General features: G+C 60.6%; 22 protein-coding genes and 1 tRNA gene. 10 read left to right on the top strand and 13 right to left on the bottom strand.

The window, feature by feature from the left end:
* Positions 1-4: 4 nt before the first annotated feature.
* The 5 genes from K0V07_RS13520 to K0V07_RS13500 form a co-directional block, all read right to left on the bottom strand.
* Positions 5-2,287 carry a hypothetical protein gene (locus K0V07_RS13520; protein ID WP_220621917.1) on the bottom strand — a complete coding sequence of 761 codons (2,283 nt, stop codon included), beginning with the start codon at positions 2,285-2,287 and terminating at the stop codon, positions 5-7.
* Positions 2,274-2,423 carry a hypothetical protein gene (locus K0V07_RS13515; protein WP_220621916.1) on the bottom strand — a complete coding sequence of 50 codons (150 nt, stop codon included), beginning with the start codon at positions 2,421-2,423 and terminating at the stop codon, positions 2,274-2,276. The genes K0V07_RS13520 and K0V07_RS13515 overlap by 14 nt, the downstream gene beginning before the upstream one ends.
* A 65-nt stretch (positions 2,424-2,488) precedes the next feature.
* Positions 2,489-4,423, bottom strand: coding sequence for a hypothetical protein (locus tag K0V07_RS13510; protein WP_220621915.1), 1,935 nt, complete (start codon positions 4,421-4,423; stop codon positions 2,489-2,491).
* Complete coding sequence (locus K0V07_RS13505) at positions 4,423-5,307, bottom strand: DHHA1 domain-containing protein (protein WP_220621914.1); 885 nt, start codon at positions 5,305-5,307, stop codon at positions 4,423-4,425. Before K0V07_RS13505 ends, K0V07_RS13510 begins: the two co-directional genes overlap by 1 nt.
* 4 nt (positions 5,308-5,311) lie before the next feature.
* The gene (locus K0V07_RS13500; protein WP_220621913.1) at positions 5,312-7,273 is read right to left on the bottom strand and encodes a toprim domain-containing protein; all 1,962 of its coding nucleotides are present in this window, start codon (positions 7,271-7,273) and stop codon (positions 5,312-5,314) included.
* Between the two features lie 146 nt (positions 7,274-7,419).
* Between K0V07_RS13500 and K0V07_RS13495 the strand changes: the two genes are divergently transcribed.
* Positions 7,420-7,599 (top strand): hypothetical protein, encoded by a 180-nt coding sequence (locus tag K0V07_RS13495; protein WP_220621912.1) that lies wholly within the window; start codon positions 7,420-7,422, stop codon positions 7,597-7,599.
* 2 nt (positions 7,600-7,601) lie between these two features.
* Here the strand turns inward: K0V07_RS13495 and K0V07_RS13490 are convergent, their stop codons facing one another.
* The 8 genes from K0V07_RS13490 to K0V07_RS13455 all read right to left on the bottom strand — a co-directional run bounded on the left by K0V07_RS13490 (position 7,602) and on the right by K0V07_RS13455 (position 11,651).
* Positions 7,602-7,961 (bottom strand): hypothetical protein, encoded by a 360-nt coding sequence (locus K0V07_RS13490; protein WP_220621911.1) that lies wholly within the window; start codon positions 7,959-7,961, stop codon positions 7,602-7,604.
* Between the two features lie 180 nt (positions 7,962-8,141).
* On the bottom strand, positions 8,142-9,041 hold the full coding sequence (locus K0V07_RS13485; protein WP_220621910.1) for a hypothetical protein: 900 nt from the start codon (positions 9,039-9,041) through the stop codon (positions 8,142-8,144).
* A 2-nt stretch (positions 9,042-9,043) separates the two neighbouring features.
* Complete coding sequence (locus K0V07_RS13480) at positions 9,044-9,547, bottom strand: hypothetical protein (protein ID WP_220621909.1); 504 nt, start codon at positions 9,545-9,547, stop codon at positions 9,044-9,046.
* Positions 9,548-9,832: 285 nt separating this feature from the next.
* A complete protein-coding gene (locus K0V07_RS13475; protein WP_220621908.1) occupies positions 9,833-10,537 on the bottom strand; it encodes a hypothetical protein in 705 nt (234 codons plus the stop codon).
* 11 nt (positions 10,538-10,548) lie between these two features.
* Positions 10,549-10,785 (bottom strand): transposase family protein, encoded by a 237-nt coding sequence (locus K0V07_RS13470; protein WP_220621907.1) that lies wholly within the window; start codon positions 10,783-10,785, stop codon positions 10,549-10,551.
* Positions 10,786-10,787: 2 nt separating this feature from the next.
* Positions 10,788-10,982: a hypothetical protein gene (locus K0V07_RS13465; RefSeq protein ID WP_220621906.1), complete on the bottom strand. Its 195-nt coding sequence runs from the start codon at positions 10,980-10,982 to the stop codon at positions 10,788-10,790.
* Between the two features lie 98 nt (positions 10,983-11,080).
* Positions 11,081-11,156, bottom strand: a tRNA-Met gene (locus tag K0V07_RS13460).
* A 258-nt stretch (positions 11,157-11,414) separates the two neighbouring features.
* On the bottom strand, positions 11,415-11,651 hold the full coding sequence (locus tag K0V07_RS13455) for a hypothetical protein (protein WP_220621905.1): 237 nt from the start codon (positions 11,649-11,651) through the stop codon (positions 11,415-11,417).
* Positions 11,652-11,759: 108 nt separating this feature from the next.
* Here K0V07_RS13455 and K0V07_RS13450 point away from each other — a divergent pair, with 108 nt between their 5' ends.
* The 9 genes from K0V07_RS13450 to K0V07_RS13410 all read left to right on the top strand — a co-directional run bounded on the left by K0V07_RS13450 (position 11,760) and on the right by K0V07_RS13410 (position 15,995).
* Complete coding sequence (locus K0V07_RS13450) at positions 11,760-12,245, top strand: hypothetical protein (RefSeq protein WP_220621904.1); 486 nt, start codon at positions 11,760-11,762, stop codon at positions 12,243-12,245.
* Complete coding sequence (locus K0V07_RS13445; RefSeq protein WP_220621903.1) at positions 12,242-12,514, top strand: hypothetical protein; 273 nt, start codon at positions 12,242-12,244, stop codon at positions 12,512-12,514. Before K0V07_RS13450 ends, K0V07_RS13445 begins: the two co-directional genes overlap by 4 nt.
* Before the next feature lie 43 nt (positions 12,515-12,557).
* Positions 12,558-13,079 (top strand): hypothetical protein, encoded by a 522-nt coding sequence (locus K0V07_RS13440; RefSeq protein WP_220621902.1) that lies wholly within the window; start codon positions 12,558-12,560, stop codon positions 13,077-13,079.
* A gap of 68 nt (positions 13,080-13,147) precedes the next feature.
* The gene (locus K0V07_RS13435) at positions 13,148-13,702 is read left to right on the top strand and encodes a hypothetical protein (RefSeq protein ID WP_220621901.1); all 555 of its coding nucleotides are present in this window, start codon (positions 13,148-13,150) and stop codon (positions 13,700-13,702) included.
* Between the two features lie 65 nt (positions 13,703-13,767).
* Positions 13,768-13,974 carry a ribbon-helix-helix domain-containing protein gene (locus tag K0V07_RS13430; protein ID WP_220621900.1) on the top strand — a complete coding sequence of 69 codons (207 nt, stop codon included), beginning with the start codon at positions 13,768-13,770 and terminating at the stop codon, positions 13,972-13,974.
* Between the two features lie 50 nt (positions 13,975-14,024).
* Complete coding sequence (locus K0V07_RS13425) at positions 14,025-14,774, top strand: class I SAM-dependent methyltransferase (protein ID WP_220621899.1); 750 nt, start codon at positions 14,025-14,027, stop codon at positions 14,772-14,774.
* Positions 14,771-15,118, top strand: a complete 348-nt coding sequence (locus K0V07_RS13420; protein ID WP_220621898.1) for a MazG nucleotide pyrophosphohydrolase domain-containing protein — start codon at positions 14,771-14,773, stop codon at positions 15,116-15,118. Before K0V07_RS13425 ends, K0V07_RS13420 begins: the two co-directional genes overlap by 4 nt.
* Entirely contained in the window at positions 15,115-15,354 is a 240-nt protein-coding gene (locus K0V07_RS13415; protein WP_220621897.1) for a hypothetical protein, read from the top strand. The genes K0V07_RS13420 and K0V07_RS13415 overlap by 4 nt, the downstream gene beginning before the upstream one ends.
* Positions 15,351-15,995: a hypothetical protein gene (locus K0V07_RS13410; protein WP_220621896.1), complete on the top strand. Its 645-nt coding sequence runs from the start codon at positions 15,351-15,353 to the stop codon at positions 15,993-15,995. The genes K0V07_RS13415 and K0V07_RS13410 overlap by 4 nt, the downstream gene beginning before the upstream one ends.
* Positions 15,996-16,090: the final 95 nt, after the last annotated feature.

Below are 16,090 nucleotides of genomic sequence, written 5' to 3'. Positions count from 1 at the left end.
TTGATTAACCGTTGAGCAGGTTAGGGGAGCCGAGCCGGCCGGTATTCGCATTCACCCGCCGCTGCTCATCCATAAAGGTCAGATGCTTGAGGTGATTCTCCCACAGCATCGCGACGGCCGGGTCCGCCTGGAGCCTTTGCTGGATAACCGGCGACGCCTGCTGAATTTTTTTCATGTAACCCGCGGCCACCTGGAAGTTGCGCCCCCCTTCAGCCTTGAGCGGTTCCTGTCCGGACATGATCGTGGCGACGTCGGCCTGCGTCTGCTTGATCTCGTCGAGCGTGGCCTCCTGCGGACTCCCGATGAGGTAGTCGGCCCACGAGGGATCGAGCCCGTTCATGAGCAGCTCGATCATTTTGTTGTTGGGGATGATGTTGCCGTGGTCGAGCGACTTGACCTTTATCAGCATTTCAAACTTCTGCTTCTGAAACTCCGAATCGAGTTCCCGCGCGTCGAAGACGATCCCGAAGTCAAACTTGCCCTGAATCTCCTCTCGGGTAACAGGGAAGTTCTTCATCTTGTAGCCAGTCACCCGGCCGACCGTCTCCGGCTGCATATATTGCTGCATCAGCTCGAAGATCTGCGAGAGGACTTCCTCCTCCTCGGACAGGTAATCGCCGGCAAGCTCGCCCTGGTGAAGCTGCACCAGCGGGGCCGGTACGTCCTCATCAAAGGATCCAAGCAAGCGGCCGACGTCCGTCCGGACCTGTCGCTGAAGATCCCGACCAGCTCCGAAGTTGCTCCGGGGCGGAGTCATAAACTCCGTAGTTCCGCGAACACTTTCCCCTACGGCCGCGTGTGGTCCAAGTTCCAAAGGCGCGTCCATATCGCGCGCGTGTCGTTTGACCGGCGGCAAAATGGAAATGCCGATTGCGTCGATGGCGTAATCGCGGCTGGACTTGATTTCGTTCTGGTAGGTGTAGATCAGCCCGGCGATACCGACACTCGACATAAGCTCATCCTCCTCCACCGTAAAGGTGTGAGCCACCAGCGGGTACTTCCCGTGCTTGTGACCAGAAAGGCCGTGCCATCCGTAGAGGCCATCCTCGGGTTTGTCGCCTTCCTCAAGGTGCAGGCAGATCACGGTCTTGAAGATGCCGGGGATTCCGGCCTTGTCGGTTGCCCGGTAGTAGACGACGAAGACCTCATGCAGCCCTTTATTGGACTCCTCCTCAGACTCCCAACTGCCGCCCCCATTGCGCCACCTTGCGGAGTCCCGCCGCGCACGCCGGTAGCGGTCGAGGGAGGTTTTACCTTCGGCCTTTTCCTTCACGGCCTCGACGAAATCACTATCCCAGCCCTCAGCGTCCACCAGCGCGTCAAGGTCGGCCGCTGTGTACTGCTCGCGCACTGCAAACCAGCGCGCGCGCTGGATGTCTGTCGTATTCTCCGGGAAGAAAATATCCGTAAAGGGCTTCAGGGCCCGCCGACGGGGCTGATTCCTGAACCAGTAGGGCGCGGGCAACTCAGTCGCGCCCGTCGTGCGAAGATCCACCATCGCCTTTCTCAGAATCTTGGTATCGGTTTTCGGATACAGGAGCTTGAGGCCGGACAGGAACTCGTCGGCCCGCTCTTCGTCCATCACGATGTCTAGCAAGTTCTTTAACTCGTCGGAGGCATTCTCAAGTTCCAGCCTCATTTTATCGCCTTTGGGTAAAGCCGACGCGATTTGATCGAGCTTACCCGGAAGCATCACCACGGGAGTCCCCTTAAACGTGCCCATAATCTTGTCGAGCCCGAAGGCCCCCGCCAGATCGTCGAGACTCACCTGCACCATTTCGAGCTGTTGCTCGCGCTCCCACTCAACCAGCGTGAAGCTCAGGCCGTACATATTACGCCACCGGCGGGCCAGACGCCGCTGGCGCTCTCCCTCCGGTCGCATCTTTTTCATCACCATCCAGCGCAGGAGGACAGTTGCGACCTTTGCCTGCCTGACGTCCATCCCCTCGATGCCGTCGAGCCTCCACCGGCCAGCCCGGAAAGCCCGGTCCTCGATGCGGTCGGCCTCACGGATCTTTTCATCAACGAGCCGGATCCGGGTATCGCTGGCACCCTCCCACGGGAACGGCGCGTCGTCGTCCTCGCTTTGGCGATGCTTGAGGCCGTCGTCGCTCTGGCCGGCCCATTGACACCAGGTCGTGTCCTCAGCCTGAACCGCACGCTTGTGCCAGCACTCGCCGGCGCTGATGCTGTCGCTCAGCTCATCCCGGATCGCCACTAGGTGAGGCCGGTCCAGGTCGGCCTGTTCGAGCTGCTTCCAGCTCTCATCGTATTCAGTCAGTTCCATTGCTGTTGTCTCCAATTTTCAGTTGTTCCTTGATGGCCGAGACTCGGTAGAAAGCCCGACCTCCCGGTTTAAAATGTTCGCCCTTGATCACATCGGCCTCGATCAGCTCCCGCACGGCCTGCCGGGATATGCCCATCCGGCCGAGCCAGTCCGTAAGCTCCCCACGCCGAATAAAAGGGGTAGCGGGTTCTCGCACTTCGTTCACTTGCGACCTTTCCTTTTTAATTTTTCAGCCTTGGTTGTAGCGGCCGAGCGACCAGCCCCTCCTGCACGAGAGCCGTAACCGCCCCCCCGGTATCGACCCCGCGAAACAGGCTCGCGGTAGCAGATGCCCGGATCCGTCAGGATGTATCGAAGGATGTCGATAGGGTCTTTAGTGGCCTCTTTGTTGCCCCCTTCGCCGGTCCACGTCTTCAAGGCGAAGCGGATATTCTCACACTCCTCACAGATAAAAAGCTTCGGCCCGTCCTCCGGTTTCTGCCAACCCTCCTCGAATGAGAGCGCATCATTGATCAGGTCTACGCCTTCGTCGATCTGGCCCCCCGGCGTCGGCTCGAAGAACAGGTTCACATCCCCGGCCGTCTCAAGCAGCGTGGTATTCTCGCCGGAGGTATAGCTCGGGGCATTGGCAAAACGGCTATCCATCGTGCGGCCGCGAATGTGGACGGCAGCTCCGTTGGTGTCCTTCCACTCCTCGATCCGCTTTGAGCTTTTCAGATCATCCCAACCTTCGATACGGGCAATTTCGTTCTTGTAGTCAAGCAGCCCGAAGCCGAAGCCCTTCGCCCCCTCGCCGGGGACTCCGCCGTGGTCGTGGCCTTTTTCCTTGCCCAGCTCAGCCCACGGCCCCGGAAAGCCAATACCGGGGATGTGATACCGCTTACACGGCCACTCACGCCAGACCCAGCGACGGTCCCAGGGATCCACCAGCACCCAGCCCATAAACCAGTTCTTTGACCCTGCCGGGTCCACGATCATGTAGTGCGTACCCTCCACCGGCAGGCCATCGAGGGCGAACAAATGAGCGCCCTGTTCCAGCGGTTTGTCAACGTAGCGAGGGAAGCGAGCCATCTTCTGCCGAAAGGGCCAACCGTAGTAACGCACCTTTTGCTCTCGATCTGTCGCCGACTTCCACTGCTCGCGCAGGCCTTTATAATTACCAAACGCATTGAAGCGGCTAGGGAAGTACACCACGGCCTCACCCTCCTGCCCGGAGGCCTGCACCAACGGCCCTTCCTTCGGGGCCGGCACATCATCGGCGTAGATGGTCAGGATGTCCGTCGCCCCTTCAATGGTCTGACCGACGACTTCGTCCGTTCCCTTAATCGGGGTGTAGGCCTGGATCCCGACCGCATCGCGCGTGGCCAACCGGCCCTTCAGGGTAGTCTTCAGGGCCAGCGGCATGTTTTCGTCGGCGGCGTAGCCAATGCACGGCCGCTTGCGAGGGTCGCCCAGCTCCGACCCTTCGACCGAGGTTTCCTTGGCCTCAAATTGCTCGTAGGTCTTAAAGGTCTGGATCGCTTCTCCCGGGTACACCAGTCGGTTATCGGAGAACCCGTTCTTCACTGTGTACGAGATGTAGGCTCCCGTCTTTGTGTCCTTCATCGACGACCCCCATTCAGGGGGCAAGTACCGCTTCACGACGCGCTGGTGCCAGTCCACGCTCATGTCGATATTTTCGTGAAATGTCCACAAGTCGGCCTTCGGGTAGGTGAGTCCGCAGCGAACCTGCCGCTTGCAGATGTATTCGGTCTTACCCGAGCGATTGCCGCCCATCAGCAGGATGAAAATGAACTTCTGCGCCAGAAACTCCAGCAACCGCGCGCACTTGCGCCACCGCTCCGGGATACTCAAATCAGCTCGAAACTGATCGACGGTGATGAAGCCGACCAGCGCGTCCACCAGTTTCCACAGCGGGGGCTCCCACCCGTAGAGGTAGGGGTTTCTGATCGCCCGCTCAACCGCCGCGTTACGCTCCTGCATCAGCCGGTTGTGCCGGGCAAGGCCTTCCTCACTGAAGGCCCCACCCGGGCATATCATCGCTCGGATTTGCTCCTTTGTCGGTGCCGGCAGGATCGGGTAGTCCTCCTCCACCGGAAGCACGATCCGCGCATGCTCTGGAATCTCCAGTTCCATCAACCTTCGGACTCCTCCTGATCGGATAGCTCGATGAAGTCGCCAAGCGGCCCGAACTGGTAGCTATCATTCCTACACCCGGCCGCGCATTTGTGCCCGCCGCCGCCAAATTGCTTAGCCAGCTCACCCACATCCACGTCCTCATCCGAAACCCGCGACCGGAAAGAGTAGCTTTCGGCACCGTCCACCGCGAAGCGATACATCATCGCAATGTCCGCATCGGGATACTTTTCAAGGATCGCTTCTCCGACCGCGTTGATCATTTCAACCGAGGAGCACTCGACTGCGTACACAATCGCCTCAGGCTTGGTCAGCTTCAGCCGCCCGCGCACCGCCTTTTCAGCCTGTTGTCCTGCCAGCCAGCGAAGATGCCCGAGGAAAAATGAGCCGACCCGGCCAGCCTCACTGCGTGAAGATGCCATCGCGAACTCCCAGACGCTGAATTTACGATCCCAGATCTTCACGTACTCGGCCAGCGCTCGCTGCTCCTCGGTCCACTGCCACAGGTCGTAGGCCTGCGCACATTCGATAACCCACGGCAGCGGCTCGCCCGGATGAAAGTGCCTCCAGGCCACCCCGCATCCTGACAGGTCGTCCCCGTAGACCCCGAATCGCTCGATGTCCTCTTTGCGGGTAACATGGTGATCGAGCACCAGCACTTGGCCGACCACCTGGTCGAGCTGCTCCAAAAAGGGAAGAGAAGGGCAAATGTCGATGTAGATGACGCTCGCCTCCGGCCCCGTCGGCAGCGTGTCGAGATCGGGTTCAGTTTCGTGATACTGAATCGGCCGATACTCGGCCGTGTCGCGCAGCTTGAGCCAGGCCGCAAACGCGCCCGCGAAGCCGTCAAGATCGTCATGGTAGAGAACTACAGTGTTTTTCATGGTATTATTTTGCGGTTGATAGAAAATTTCGGGGGTCGAAGTTCGGCTCGTCGCCGTATTGCCAGCTCGCGCCCACGTCGAAGAACAGGCGCAAGACCGGCTCCTCGCCGTCCCCGTCGCGCTGGCCGAGCACAAGAAAGATCGCATCTTCCTTCTTCATCAGATTTTCCATTTCGACGCGCTTCTCGGCCTCCTGCCCCGCCGTGTGGTCGGGCATGGCCTCTAGCCTTGCCAGATCCATTTCCTTCAGGCGGTTTCGCCACACCGCGACGATGTTGTCCGGGAGGTTCGTCAGGTGGACCGAGCCGTTGACGTCGTGCTTTCTCGGCCAATGCTTTTCCTCCGGACGCTTCTCGGTCGATTTTTTACAGTGGGCGACGATGTGGACGTGCGCCCCGTAGTCTTTGGCAAAGGCCGTGATTTTATTCATGGCCTGCTTCTGTCCCTCGTGGTCGTCCTCCTGCACGTCGAGCTTCATCAGCGAGTCGATGATGAATACCCGCACCCCGTACCGCCGCACACAGTAGGCGAACGTCGCCAGCACATCGTCCACCTTCACCTCACCGACGCGGTCATAGATGAAAAAGTGATCATTGAGCCACGAGATTCCCTCGCGCCACAGGGCAGGGGAGAACTCGCCCTGCACCTCTGGCTTTGATCGACCCATCACCATGCGCAGGGCATTTTTGAGTGTCTTCTTCGCCGGCATTTCCAGCGAAGCGATAGCCACCCGTTCCCCAAATGCCGCCGCCTGATGGACTGCGCAAAAGGTCTGGCATACCGTTTTCCCGTGCTTCGAGTAGCCGGTCCACAGCGTCGTCTCTCCCCACCGAAACCGGAAAGGAAAGTGGTCTCCCTTCCATGGCACCGGCAGCCCGGGGAGCTCATCATTGGGTGGGTAAAATTCCTCATAGATCGCTTTCTCGAAATCACGGGCTCGCTTCAGATCCTCCGGGTCGAAGGCCTCGGCCGCGTCCACCAGTGGCCCGAGCGGCTCAGTGTTCAGGGCCGCGTCGTTTGCATCCTTGATGCCCGACGGCCACCGCAGGGCTCGGCAGCGTTCTTTGCCGATTCGAGCGAGCAGGGCGGCCTCGGCCACCCGCCCGGCTTCATCCCCGTCCATGGCCAGCACGATGTCCTGCCACGGCTCCAGCCATTCCCAGTCGTTTTCTACCCAGGCATTACCCTTATTGTCACCCTTCGCCCCGAAGGGCACCGACACGGCATTGATGCCTTCAGTGATGAAGGTGAGCGCGTCAATTTCTCCCTCGCAGATGACAAGCGTTTTCTTAGCCGGGTCGCAGGCGTGCATCCCGAGCAGGTGATACTCGGCCGCCTTATTGGACCGCACCAGCTTCTTGCCGTCCGGCCGCTCAACCCCGAGATACTTTGCCATCAGCAGTTCCTCGCCGTCGGCCGAGTAGGCCGGAAAGGCTATGGCCGACACCTTCTTCTTCGCCTCGGCAAACCAGACCGGGCTCTCGCCAACCTTCCACGCCTTCAGCGCATCGGGAGAGATAAAGCGTTCCTCGGTCAAATACTTCCACGCGACCGAGCCTTCACGCAGCGGGTTCCAGTCACAGGCCACCTTGACCGCCTCGCGCGCGACCTTGTGGTGCGCGGGGATCCCAGCCACATGCCGGGGGATAACATCTTCCCGCAGCACCCCGATTCGGCCGAGCCAGTCTTTGCAGTCCACAAAGGCCTTCCGGAAATCGACAATGCCCTTGTGCTGCATGTACAGGTCGATAGGCGTCCCCGGCTTGAGGTCCGAGGCCGGGTTATTGTCGATGTAGGTTCCCGCCCGGGAGCCCTCCAGGCAGATACTCATCGAGTCACCCCTGTCTCCCTGTACGTTACCGACACACCACTCCTTCCCGCGCAGGATTCCCTGCGGGAAGAACGTCTCACAAAACGCCCGCATATTTACCGCCATCAGGCGGTTGACTTCAGCCGCATCAATCACGCCGCCACCTCCCCAGCAGGCCTACTAGAATCCACTGCCGGTGCTTGACGAAAGGTCTTTATTGGTGAACATAAGTTCATGTGTGCTTTATTATTCAAATCCTCAATTCCGCCGGAAAGCCGGTCGGTTGGTGCCGACTGGACCGAGTGCCTACTTATACCGGCATCTACGGCGGGAGCCGCTGGGTTGCCGCCGTAACGACAACCCAGGACCACGTTTACGCTCGAAGATTCACGGACTACCGCGAAGCTGCCGCATTCATGGCCGAGCATAGCCTTTCCGGCCACATTCAGCCCGTCTCCAACTCCGGATATTTCTTGGAGTAGGTTCACTCCACACCCTCCACGTAGGCTTTCAGTTCCTCCGGATCGTACACCGGAATCACCTGAAAGCTTTCCGGATCCAGCTCGCCGACAGCATGATCGGTGTGGGGCCAGTCCGGCAGATCGTGGACGAGCCGCGAATGCAGCTCTACGGTCCCCGAGTAGAACTCCCGGGCCGCACTTTTGCGCGCGAAGCGTGCGGCCTCGCCCCCCCCCAATGTGAACCGGGGTTTTCGGCCCACTGTTATCCCATCGGCGTCAGCCTGCGCGAGGGGCTTACCGACCTCGTGAGAGAATACGACATAGCCCTTCAGCTTCGGCTTAGCCAGCCGCCGGGGGGCTTCTTTTTTTTGATTATTTTTCATGATACCTCCTTGAGTTGTTGTTCAAGTTCATGGATGCGCCGAGCGTCGGCCTGGGCGCGGGCACACTGAATCAGGCAGAGTTGTTTCGCCTCACGGTACTGCCGCTCACAAATCTCCAACCGCTCCCGCAGGGACGCATTCTCCCGGCTCAATCGCTCTACGGTATACTTACCCATAGCCTTAGAGCCCAAACCCTTCCCGCATATTTAAGCCCGGCTCAGCCGCGCTCAGGGGGGTGTCTTTTTTGAGGTTTTTTCGGATGGTTGCCACGTCCTCATCGAAGTTGTTCAGGAGCGTAGAGAGCGACGAACGGGTCCAGTAAAACTGCCCAACCGGGGGGGTGTCTTTTTTTGCATACCACGCTTCGACCAACTCGACTTCTTCCTGCGTGACGACGTGGGGATGGTCCGGCCTGCTCTTGGCGAGTTTTTTCCAGGCGCGGTCTACCGCATCCGGCCATGTGGCCGGTTGGTGTCCAAAGACGGCCTTGAGTCGTACCTGAAAAGGGGATTGCCCCTTTGCATGTCTCCCCGCGCTACCACGCGCGGATATAGGCTTATCCTTACTCACCTCATCACACCTCACCTCATCACACCTCACCTCATCACACGCGAGATCGTCGGGCGGGGGCTCTGCGGTCGCTTGGCGGTCGCCCTTGGCGGGGGTGGGTCGGTCGCTTGGCGGTCGCCCTTCGGTCGCGTCTTCATCGCCCTCGCCGTCGTCGGCGTTTGGGTCTTCCTGAAGCCCATAGGGGGTGACGATGAGGCCTTTGCGCTTGTTGCCATTCGTCCAGCGTTGGATGAGCTGCCGGTTGTACTGATCCCACTGGTGAACGCGGACCTCTTGGTCGATGACTTCAATCCACTTGAGCTCTTTCATTGTTTCGTGAAGCTCAACGGGATCCTCGGCGTAGTCGCAGATGGCCGCGAATATCTCCGGCGGGGTGTTTTTGAAATGCCATGCCTGCCGGGCTTCGCAGTGAGCCCACAGGTTTAGAAGGGCAAGCACCCCCTCAGCCCCGAGTTTTCGCCGGAGGATCCGCGTTTTGTAGTGATTGAGAAAGTCTGATCGTATTACCATGATTACCAATGTCCTTTCCGGCGGGGGCAGCGGCCCCGGTGATTCCAGACGCCGCTGGTCGGCCCCTTGACGGCCATGAGCTTCATTCCCGGTACAAAATTGCGGTTGTCGCGCACGCGCACGGTATGCGGATGGGGATCCCCATCGAGGCGGGCCTGGAGGCATCGCGGGTTGCGCGGGTAGACCTTGGTCACGATCAGCTCGGTTAGTGTCTCCTCGGCCATCAAAACATGAGTAGAGAGCCACTGCCGTCGGGCTTCTTTGACGGGTTCGTTATGCGAAGCGGTTGCCTCTGCCGGATCCTCGGCGGTTGGGGCCGGGGAGGGCTCCCCAATCTTCAGGGCCTCTTGCAGGGCTTCAACTCCTGCCGTCGTGTAGACGATGTGACTGTGCTCTAGGTGCCAGTGGGCCGGCGATTTCAGCGTTTCATTGTCCCGCAATGCTTTCAGTTGTGACCGCGGTAGCCCGAGACGTTCGGCCAGCACGACCTCTTTAACGGTGCTCATAAGACCTCCTTTTGATTAAAAATTTTCCGGGGGTGGGATGCATAAGGGCTCGTGGGGCCCCCCGCGCTTTTACAGACCCCCTCCCCCCCCTCTGGGCGGACTCCAGTGCCTTCTCGTGGATCCCCATGCCTTGGGTTACCACTCGCAGTTGACGGGCATCACGAACCCGTCTCCGGACCTCCGGGAATGCCTCTCTGCGCACACAAAAGCGCACACGGATATGCGAGGTGGCTTGTTTGCAGGGGTTGCGGGGTGTTTCGCAACTGCGTACTGACCAGTTGTGTGTCATTCTGAGCCCTCCTGCGCCTGGTCGGGAGCGGTTGGGGTGGGAGTGGGGTCCGGCTGTGCCGGGAGCTCCACAAAGTCGCCTGTCGGCCCGGGAAGCCCCTCTTTTGTCCCGCGCGCTGTGCCCGCCAAACCCGTTTTTTCGGGGGGTGGCGAGTCAAGGGTCTCGGCGTCGATGACGGGCCCGGCCCCGAGGTATCCGTCCTGCTCCAGTGCCTTGCGCACATCGACGACGGACACCTCACCGGCATGCTCGACGCGCTGAGTGGCACCGCCTGAGAGCAGTTCCGACTTCTCGGTCAGGATCCCGGTCACGGTCGCGGCCCGCTGAGCATCGCTCCAGTTCTCGACGGCGAGCCGTCCCTCCTGCGCGGCCTCGATCACAGCCTCGGCGCCGAGCCGTGCCCCGAGCTGTGCCAGTCCAGCCAGTCTTTCTTTTTCCGGTTCGATGAGACCCCGCTCGGCGGCTGCTTTATGGACCGCCTTGATGGTGTAAAAGTGGCTCCCAGTCGCCCGCCGGATCGCCGTGAAGCTCCTGCCCTCGGCGAGCATGGTGATAATCTGCTCGAATGTCCTCGGCTCCTGCCGTTCCAGCCGCTCGGCTGTGTAGTTACCGGGCTCTTTTCGCGCAAAAAAAGACTCGCCCCCCTGCTCAAGGGATAACAGGTCCGGCTGCGTGGGCGGTCGATGGGGTGGGGGGTTCATCGCAAAAAAAATCACGCCCCCACGGACGCCGGTGTGTTGACGGGTGACACGGTGTGCCGGGCCTCCCAGGCTTCGACGCGCCCCTTGTGCAGCCTCAGCTCCCCGCCTTCGAGGAGCAGGTACTCGCCAAAGCGTCCTTGCTCGCGGGTCCACCGCGAAACGGTCCGCTGGCTCACCCCGAACCGCTCGGCGACGTCCCTCGCCGGGATCCACCGCTGCGTCAGCCTTCCTGGAGATCGTTTAGCCATGACTACAGGGCGACTGCCTCCCGCTCGTTTGCTCTCAGGGCTTCGCACCGCTGGTCAGCCTTCATCGCCACTGCTCGGTGCCGGATCATCGCCGGGAGGTTGCCCTCCTGCGCGGCCTCATCGGCCAGTTGCCACCGGCGCTGACTCACTTGCTGGTAAAAACGCGCCCGCTCGGGGCTCGGCTCTGCGGTATTCATGGTGCGTCCTGTCGTTCGTGGTTAAAGTTGGCCCGGCGGGTTAGAGCTCGCTTGTGCGCTCAGCCCGCCGGGTTTGCTTGGTTTCGCCTGCCAAAAAGTGGAGGCACTGGTCGGATTCGAACCGACGCCCTTCGGATAATGAGTCCGACGCGCTGACCTCTGCGCCACAGTGCTCGAAAGGCGAGGTAACCGGCTGCACATCGCTCGGCATCGCCACTCTCTCTTGACCGCCGCCAGGACCCATCGTCCAGCCAGTCCCCTTGAAATGGATTAAGTTGCCCGAGGCCCGCAGCGCCTCCAGTCGGGCACGGCTACGCCGACGCCTCAGCGCCAGCACGCGCACGACCGGTTCCAGCAAAAAGAACGCCCCGTTCGCCGCTGCCGCCAGGACGGCCGCCACGCACACCGCCTGCGCGATCCACCCCAGGGCGATCATTGCGCCTCGCCTCCGGGCTTAAAGGTGCCCGCCGGCTCAGCCGCCCGCAGATGTTCCCGCGTCTCCCGCAGCTCCTCGGCCACGATGGCGGGGTCACGCTCGGTCAGCCGCGTGATCTGCTCGCGCCAGTACAGGGCTGCTGCCCGCTCGTCTGGGGTCCGTGCGAGCCGCACAGAGACATCGGCCTGCCGCCGAAACCCCTTACCCAGCTTCTTGACGTGAAAAGTGTTCATGCCCCCACCACAACCCGCTTTTTAATGTCCCGTCAACTTAAATTTATACAAACATCGTATAATTTTAAGTTGACTCACCCTCATCCCCGCCTGTATCCCTGCCAAATCATGATTGACGAAAACACTCCCTCACCATCCCCGGCGCCCGCGCCGGAGGATCTAACCACCCTCGGGCAGAACTTCCCGCAACTGGCCGACATTGATCGTAAAGCCGTCGCCGGATACAATGTTGCGTGGCCAGTCAACAACCCGCACCGCAAGGGCATCAGCTCCTATCAGTTTTACCGCTTCGCCTACGGTTTTCTCTGCGCAGAGGTGCATCGGTGCCACAAGGACGAACGCGCCGAAGGGCAAAAGGCTGAGTGCCGACGCTCGCTCACCCGACCCGACATCACCGCCGCCGTCTCCCAACTCCGGAGATCCGAGCGCGGCCAGCGTGCCTTATCAAACTTCAAGGCCCTCATCCTCGACGGTGGGCTCGGGCTCGACCACGAGAACACCCGAGCCCTGGTAACGCTTGCCCGCGCCCTCCAAACCGGGAACGGCAGCTTTATCCTGGACACGATCAATACCCCCAATCCCGCCAAAGAATGAGCACTGAGCGCATCCTCACCGTGCAGACGGTTCACACCCGTGTCCGCACCCTCCCTGTTCCCGTCGCTCAGCGCATCGAGACGACGAAGACCCGCCGCGAGGAGGCTTCGCCTTACGAGCGTCGCGTCCACCCGCAGCCCCTCCTCGATGGCGCGCAGGCTGCCCGCCTCGGCCTCCCCCGGGCCGCAAACCCTTACGTCCTCCCGCTTCAGAGACGCGACTGGTTCACCGGCTTCGACCACACCCGCCGGGAAATGGCTCGCGCCTGAACACCTCTCCACCACCACGACCACCCAAACGAAAGATCCAACCATGAATCACGAATCCGAAAACGACCCGGTTTCCGCCTCCCACGCCGAAAAGCTGAAGGCCGAAATCGCCAACCTTACCCGCCACTTCACCCCGCGCACCCCCGTGCGTGAGTTCGATGGCGAGCCGCTCCCCTGGGATCAGTACCAGAGCATCCGACGAGCTGAAACCGGCTATATCTCTGCCGCTGACCTACCCGGCGAGGAGTCCGCCCACCGACTGGATATCAACCTCATCAGCTACCGGAAAAACGGACGCTCCCATTACGCCGTTGGCCTTGCTCTGCGCACACCGGTATCCGGACCCTCTAGCAGCCTCCAGATCATCGAAATGGAGAACCCGACCCCCGAGGCCGTCCAGAAGGCCTTCGAGAAAGCACTCCGGAAAATGGAACAGCCGCCCTTCACCTTCCACGGCATCCAGGCCGCCGAGTTTACGAAGTTCTACGACGCCGTCCAGTACACCCGAGCCATCGAGGGCGAGCTGAAGACCCTCCACGGCATCCTCCTCTCCGACAACCTCTAAGGCTCAACCGGCCCGCCGCCACCCCACGGCGAGCCCATTGAACCTTAACTACCAACCCAAAACCAACAATGAGTGAAATGCCCGAAAACTTACGCCAGGCCCTTGAGGCCTTGGCTGATGGCACCTGCCGGACGCCATCCTCCGCAGCCCCTAAGTACAAGGTGCCCGCCGGCGAGCTGGCCGCCACCCTGCACGCTGCCGGCACCAATGCCGCCCACCCTGAGCGCGACAAGATCCGCGCCTACCTCGCCCGCCTGGATACAGCCGATGAATTGGCCGAGATCGACGACTTTTCACCGATCGAGCCCCGCACCCGTTGCGCCGACTACGAGGCATCCCTCACCAAAACCAACCTTGTGCTCACCCCGCGAGGTGTGGCCCGTCTGGTCGAGTTGGCACCCGAGATCCTGAAGACAAAGAAAGTCGAAGCCGCTTTCAGCACCGCCCACGTCGTCATCGCCCTGCGGGCCGGGGATGACTTTGCCCTGACCGAAAACAAAGGCCAGCTCAAGGGCTCACTGGGGGCCCTGAAGAAAATCGCCCCACTTGGAACCTACACCCTGGTCCCCGCTCCGGACGGCTCGCCCTGGCAGGTCTATCTAAAGTCCGACGCCCACGACTAGGCGCGGGTCGCATTTTCCCGCCTCAAATGAGGCCGCAAAAACTAACATCAACCCAAAAATATATCATGGTTACAGTATCCAACACGGGCCGGGCTCCCGGAAAAACCCAAATCTCGATCAGTCTCCCTCAGTCCCTCGTGGAGCGCATCGACCAACTCGCCGAGGAGGAAAACCGCAACCGGTCCAACTTCATCGCCACCCACCTTGAGCGGCTCGCCGATAGCTCGGCTACCCGGAAAAACAACGCAGCGCCTGCCCGGCCCCGCTCCTAGCGGGCCTCCGGGCCGGGTAAATCTATATACTTATTTCACCCACTCTGATCATGCCAATCACTCTCACAGACGATGTTCGGTCCGTCCTCGAACGCTCAACCATTACCGCAGATAGCCTGACGCTTCCGCCTGAACAGTTGGACCGCAAACTATATGAAGCGGTCAACAAGGTACTCGTGGCGGCGGGCGGGAAGTGGAACCGCAAGGCAAAGGCCCATATCTTCGAGTCAGATCCACGCCAACGCCTTGAGCTCGCGCTTGCGTCGAGTAGGATCACCAGCGAGAAGCAGGAACTACAGGCGTTCTACACGCCTGCCGCAGTGGCCGCCCGCGTGGTGAAACTGGCCTGCGTCAGCGGCTGCACGGTGCTTGAACCGAGTGCCGGGGCTGGAGCACTGGCAAAAGAGTGCAAAGCTCAGGGAGCCCGCAGTGTAGATGCAGTCGAAATCAATCGCGATTGCGCAAAGCATCTGGTTCAGGCCTGCGACAACTTTGTCATAAGAGACTTCCTGAGCCTTACGCCTGAACCCTATTACGACCGGGTCGTGATGAATCCACCATTCACGAAAAACCAAGACATTGATCATGTTCGCCATGCCATCCAGTTCGTCCGACCCGGCGGGCGGCTCGTCGCCATCATGGCGGGAAATGCTGAGCGCAAGTCATTCACGGCCATGACGGATGACATGGGAGACGACGAAGTTACAATATCCATGCTTCCCGATGGCTCATTTAAAGAAGCAGGAACATCAGCAAGAACATTACTTATAATCATTCACAAAAAAAATCTAAAATCATGAGTACACAACCACTGACATTCTCACAGTTGGCCGCCGCCAACCTTGAACGCGGGCTTGAGTGGACCGGCAAAAACCGGGCCGAGCTGGAGTTCTCCACCATCGAAATGTGTGGAGAGGCCGGAGAGGTCGCCGACGCCGTGAAAAAGTTTCTCCGCGCTCAGCGCGGAATGAAGGGCGGGATTGAAGGCGTCCAGGCCCTCCGCGCCATCGGCGAGGAGCTGGCCGACGTTGTCATCTGCGCCGAGCGCGTGGCCGACTCTCTCGGCCTCGACCTGGGCGAATGCGTCCGCAACAAATTCAACCAAACCAGCGAGAAGCACGGCTTCAAAACCCGACTATCATGAAACTATCCGACCTCATCCAGCATGTCGGCGACGAGAACGTCGAGTGCCAAATCGTCAGCCAGTCGCTCATTTCCGCAAAGGTTAAAAAAGGCATGGGCGAACTCACAATAGCAACCGACCAGGCAAAGGTCATGAACCTGGGAGGGATTGGCCGCGCAAAACACGTGGGCCTCCTGGTCTGGCTACCCGCCGACCGGCTCCCCACCGATATTAACCCCACCCCTACACCATCATGAAAACAGGAATCGAACTCATCGCCGCCGAGCGGGCACGCCAGATCTCCGAAGAAGGCTGGACTCCCGAGCACGACGACACCCACGACAAGGACGAACTGGTCCGCGCTGCTGCCGTGTACGCGCTGGCCTACGTCCACAAACGCACCCCCTTGAGGATTCGCCGAAAGATATTGATCTTAGCAGATGGTGTTTGGCCTTGGGACGCCGACAGCTTCCCATCCCCCGACGACGACCGCCTCCGCGAAAAGGCCGGGGCGCTCCTCGCCGCCGACATCGACCGCACGCAGCGCGTAAAAGCTGGCGAGGGCGACCCCGACCCCGACGAGCGCCGCTGCCGGGAGTGTGGCTGCACGGACAACGATTGCTCCGGTTGCGTAGCCCGCACCAGCGAGCCCTGCCACTGGGTCGAGGAGGATCTCTGCTCGGCCTGCGCCGACCTAAAGGGCTGGATGGTCGCCGCTGTCGAGGTCCCCGCCGACGACTCTGTCAAGCTCGCCATCGATATATCATGGCCGACCGGCGACGAGCCCGCTCGCTGGCTTGCAAGGTTCGACGGCGAGGACTGGATTGTCCCCAACGGCCGAGTCGTCTTCGTCACCCACTGGCGGGATTTGCCGCCACCCCCGGACGTTGACAACTAGCCCCTGTTTCACAAGGATTAATCGCCATGCCCGGACGCTCGCACCTCGAAGCAAGACCTCTCGTCTTGCTTTTTTAATTGCGTTAAATTACAGTA

Origin of the sequence: Ruficoccus sp. ZRK36, from assembly GCF_019603315.1 — a bacterium.
Taxonomy (GTDB): Bacteria; Verrucomicrobiota; Verrucomicrobiia; order Opitutales; family Cerasicoccaceae; genus Ruficoccus.
The sequence above is the reverse complement of the archived record's forward strand: the minus strand, read 5'-3'. Positions and strand labels throughout refer to the sequence as shown.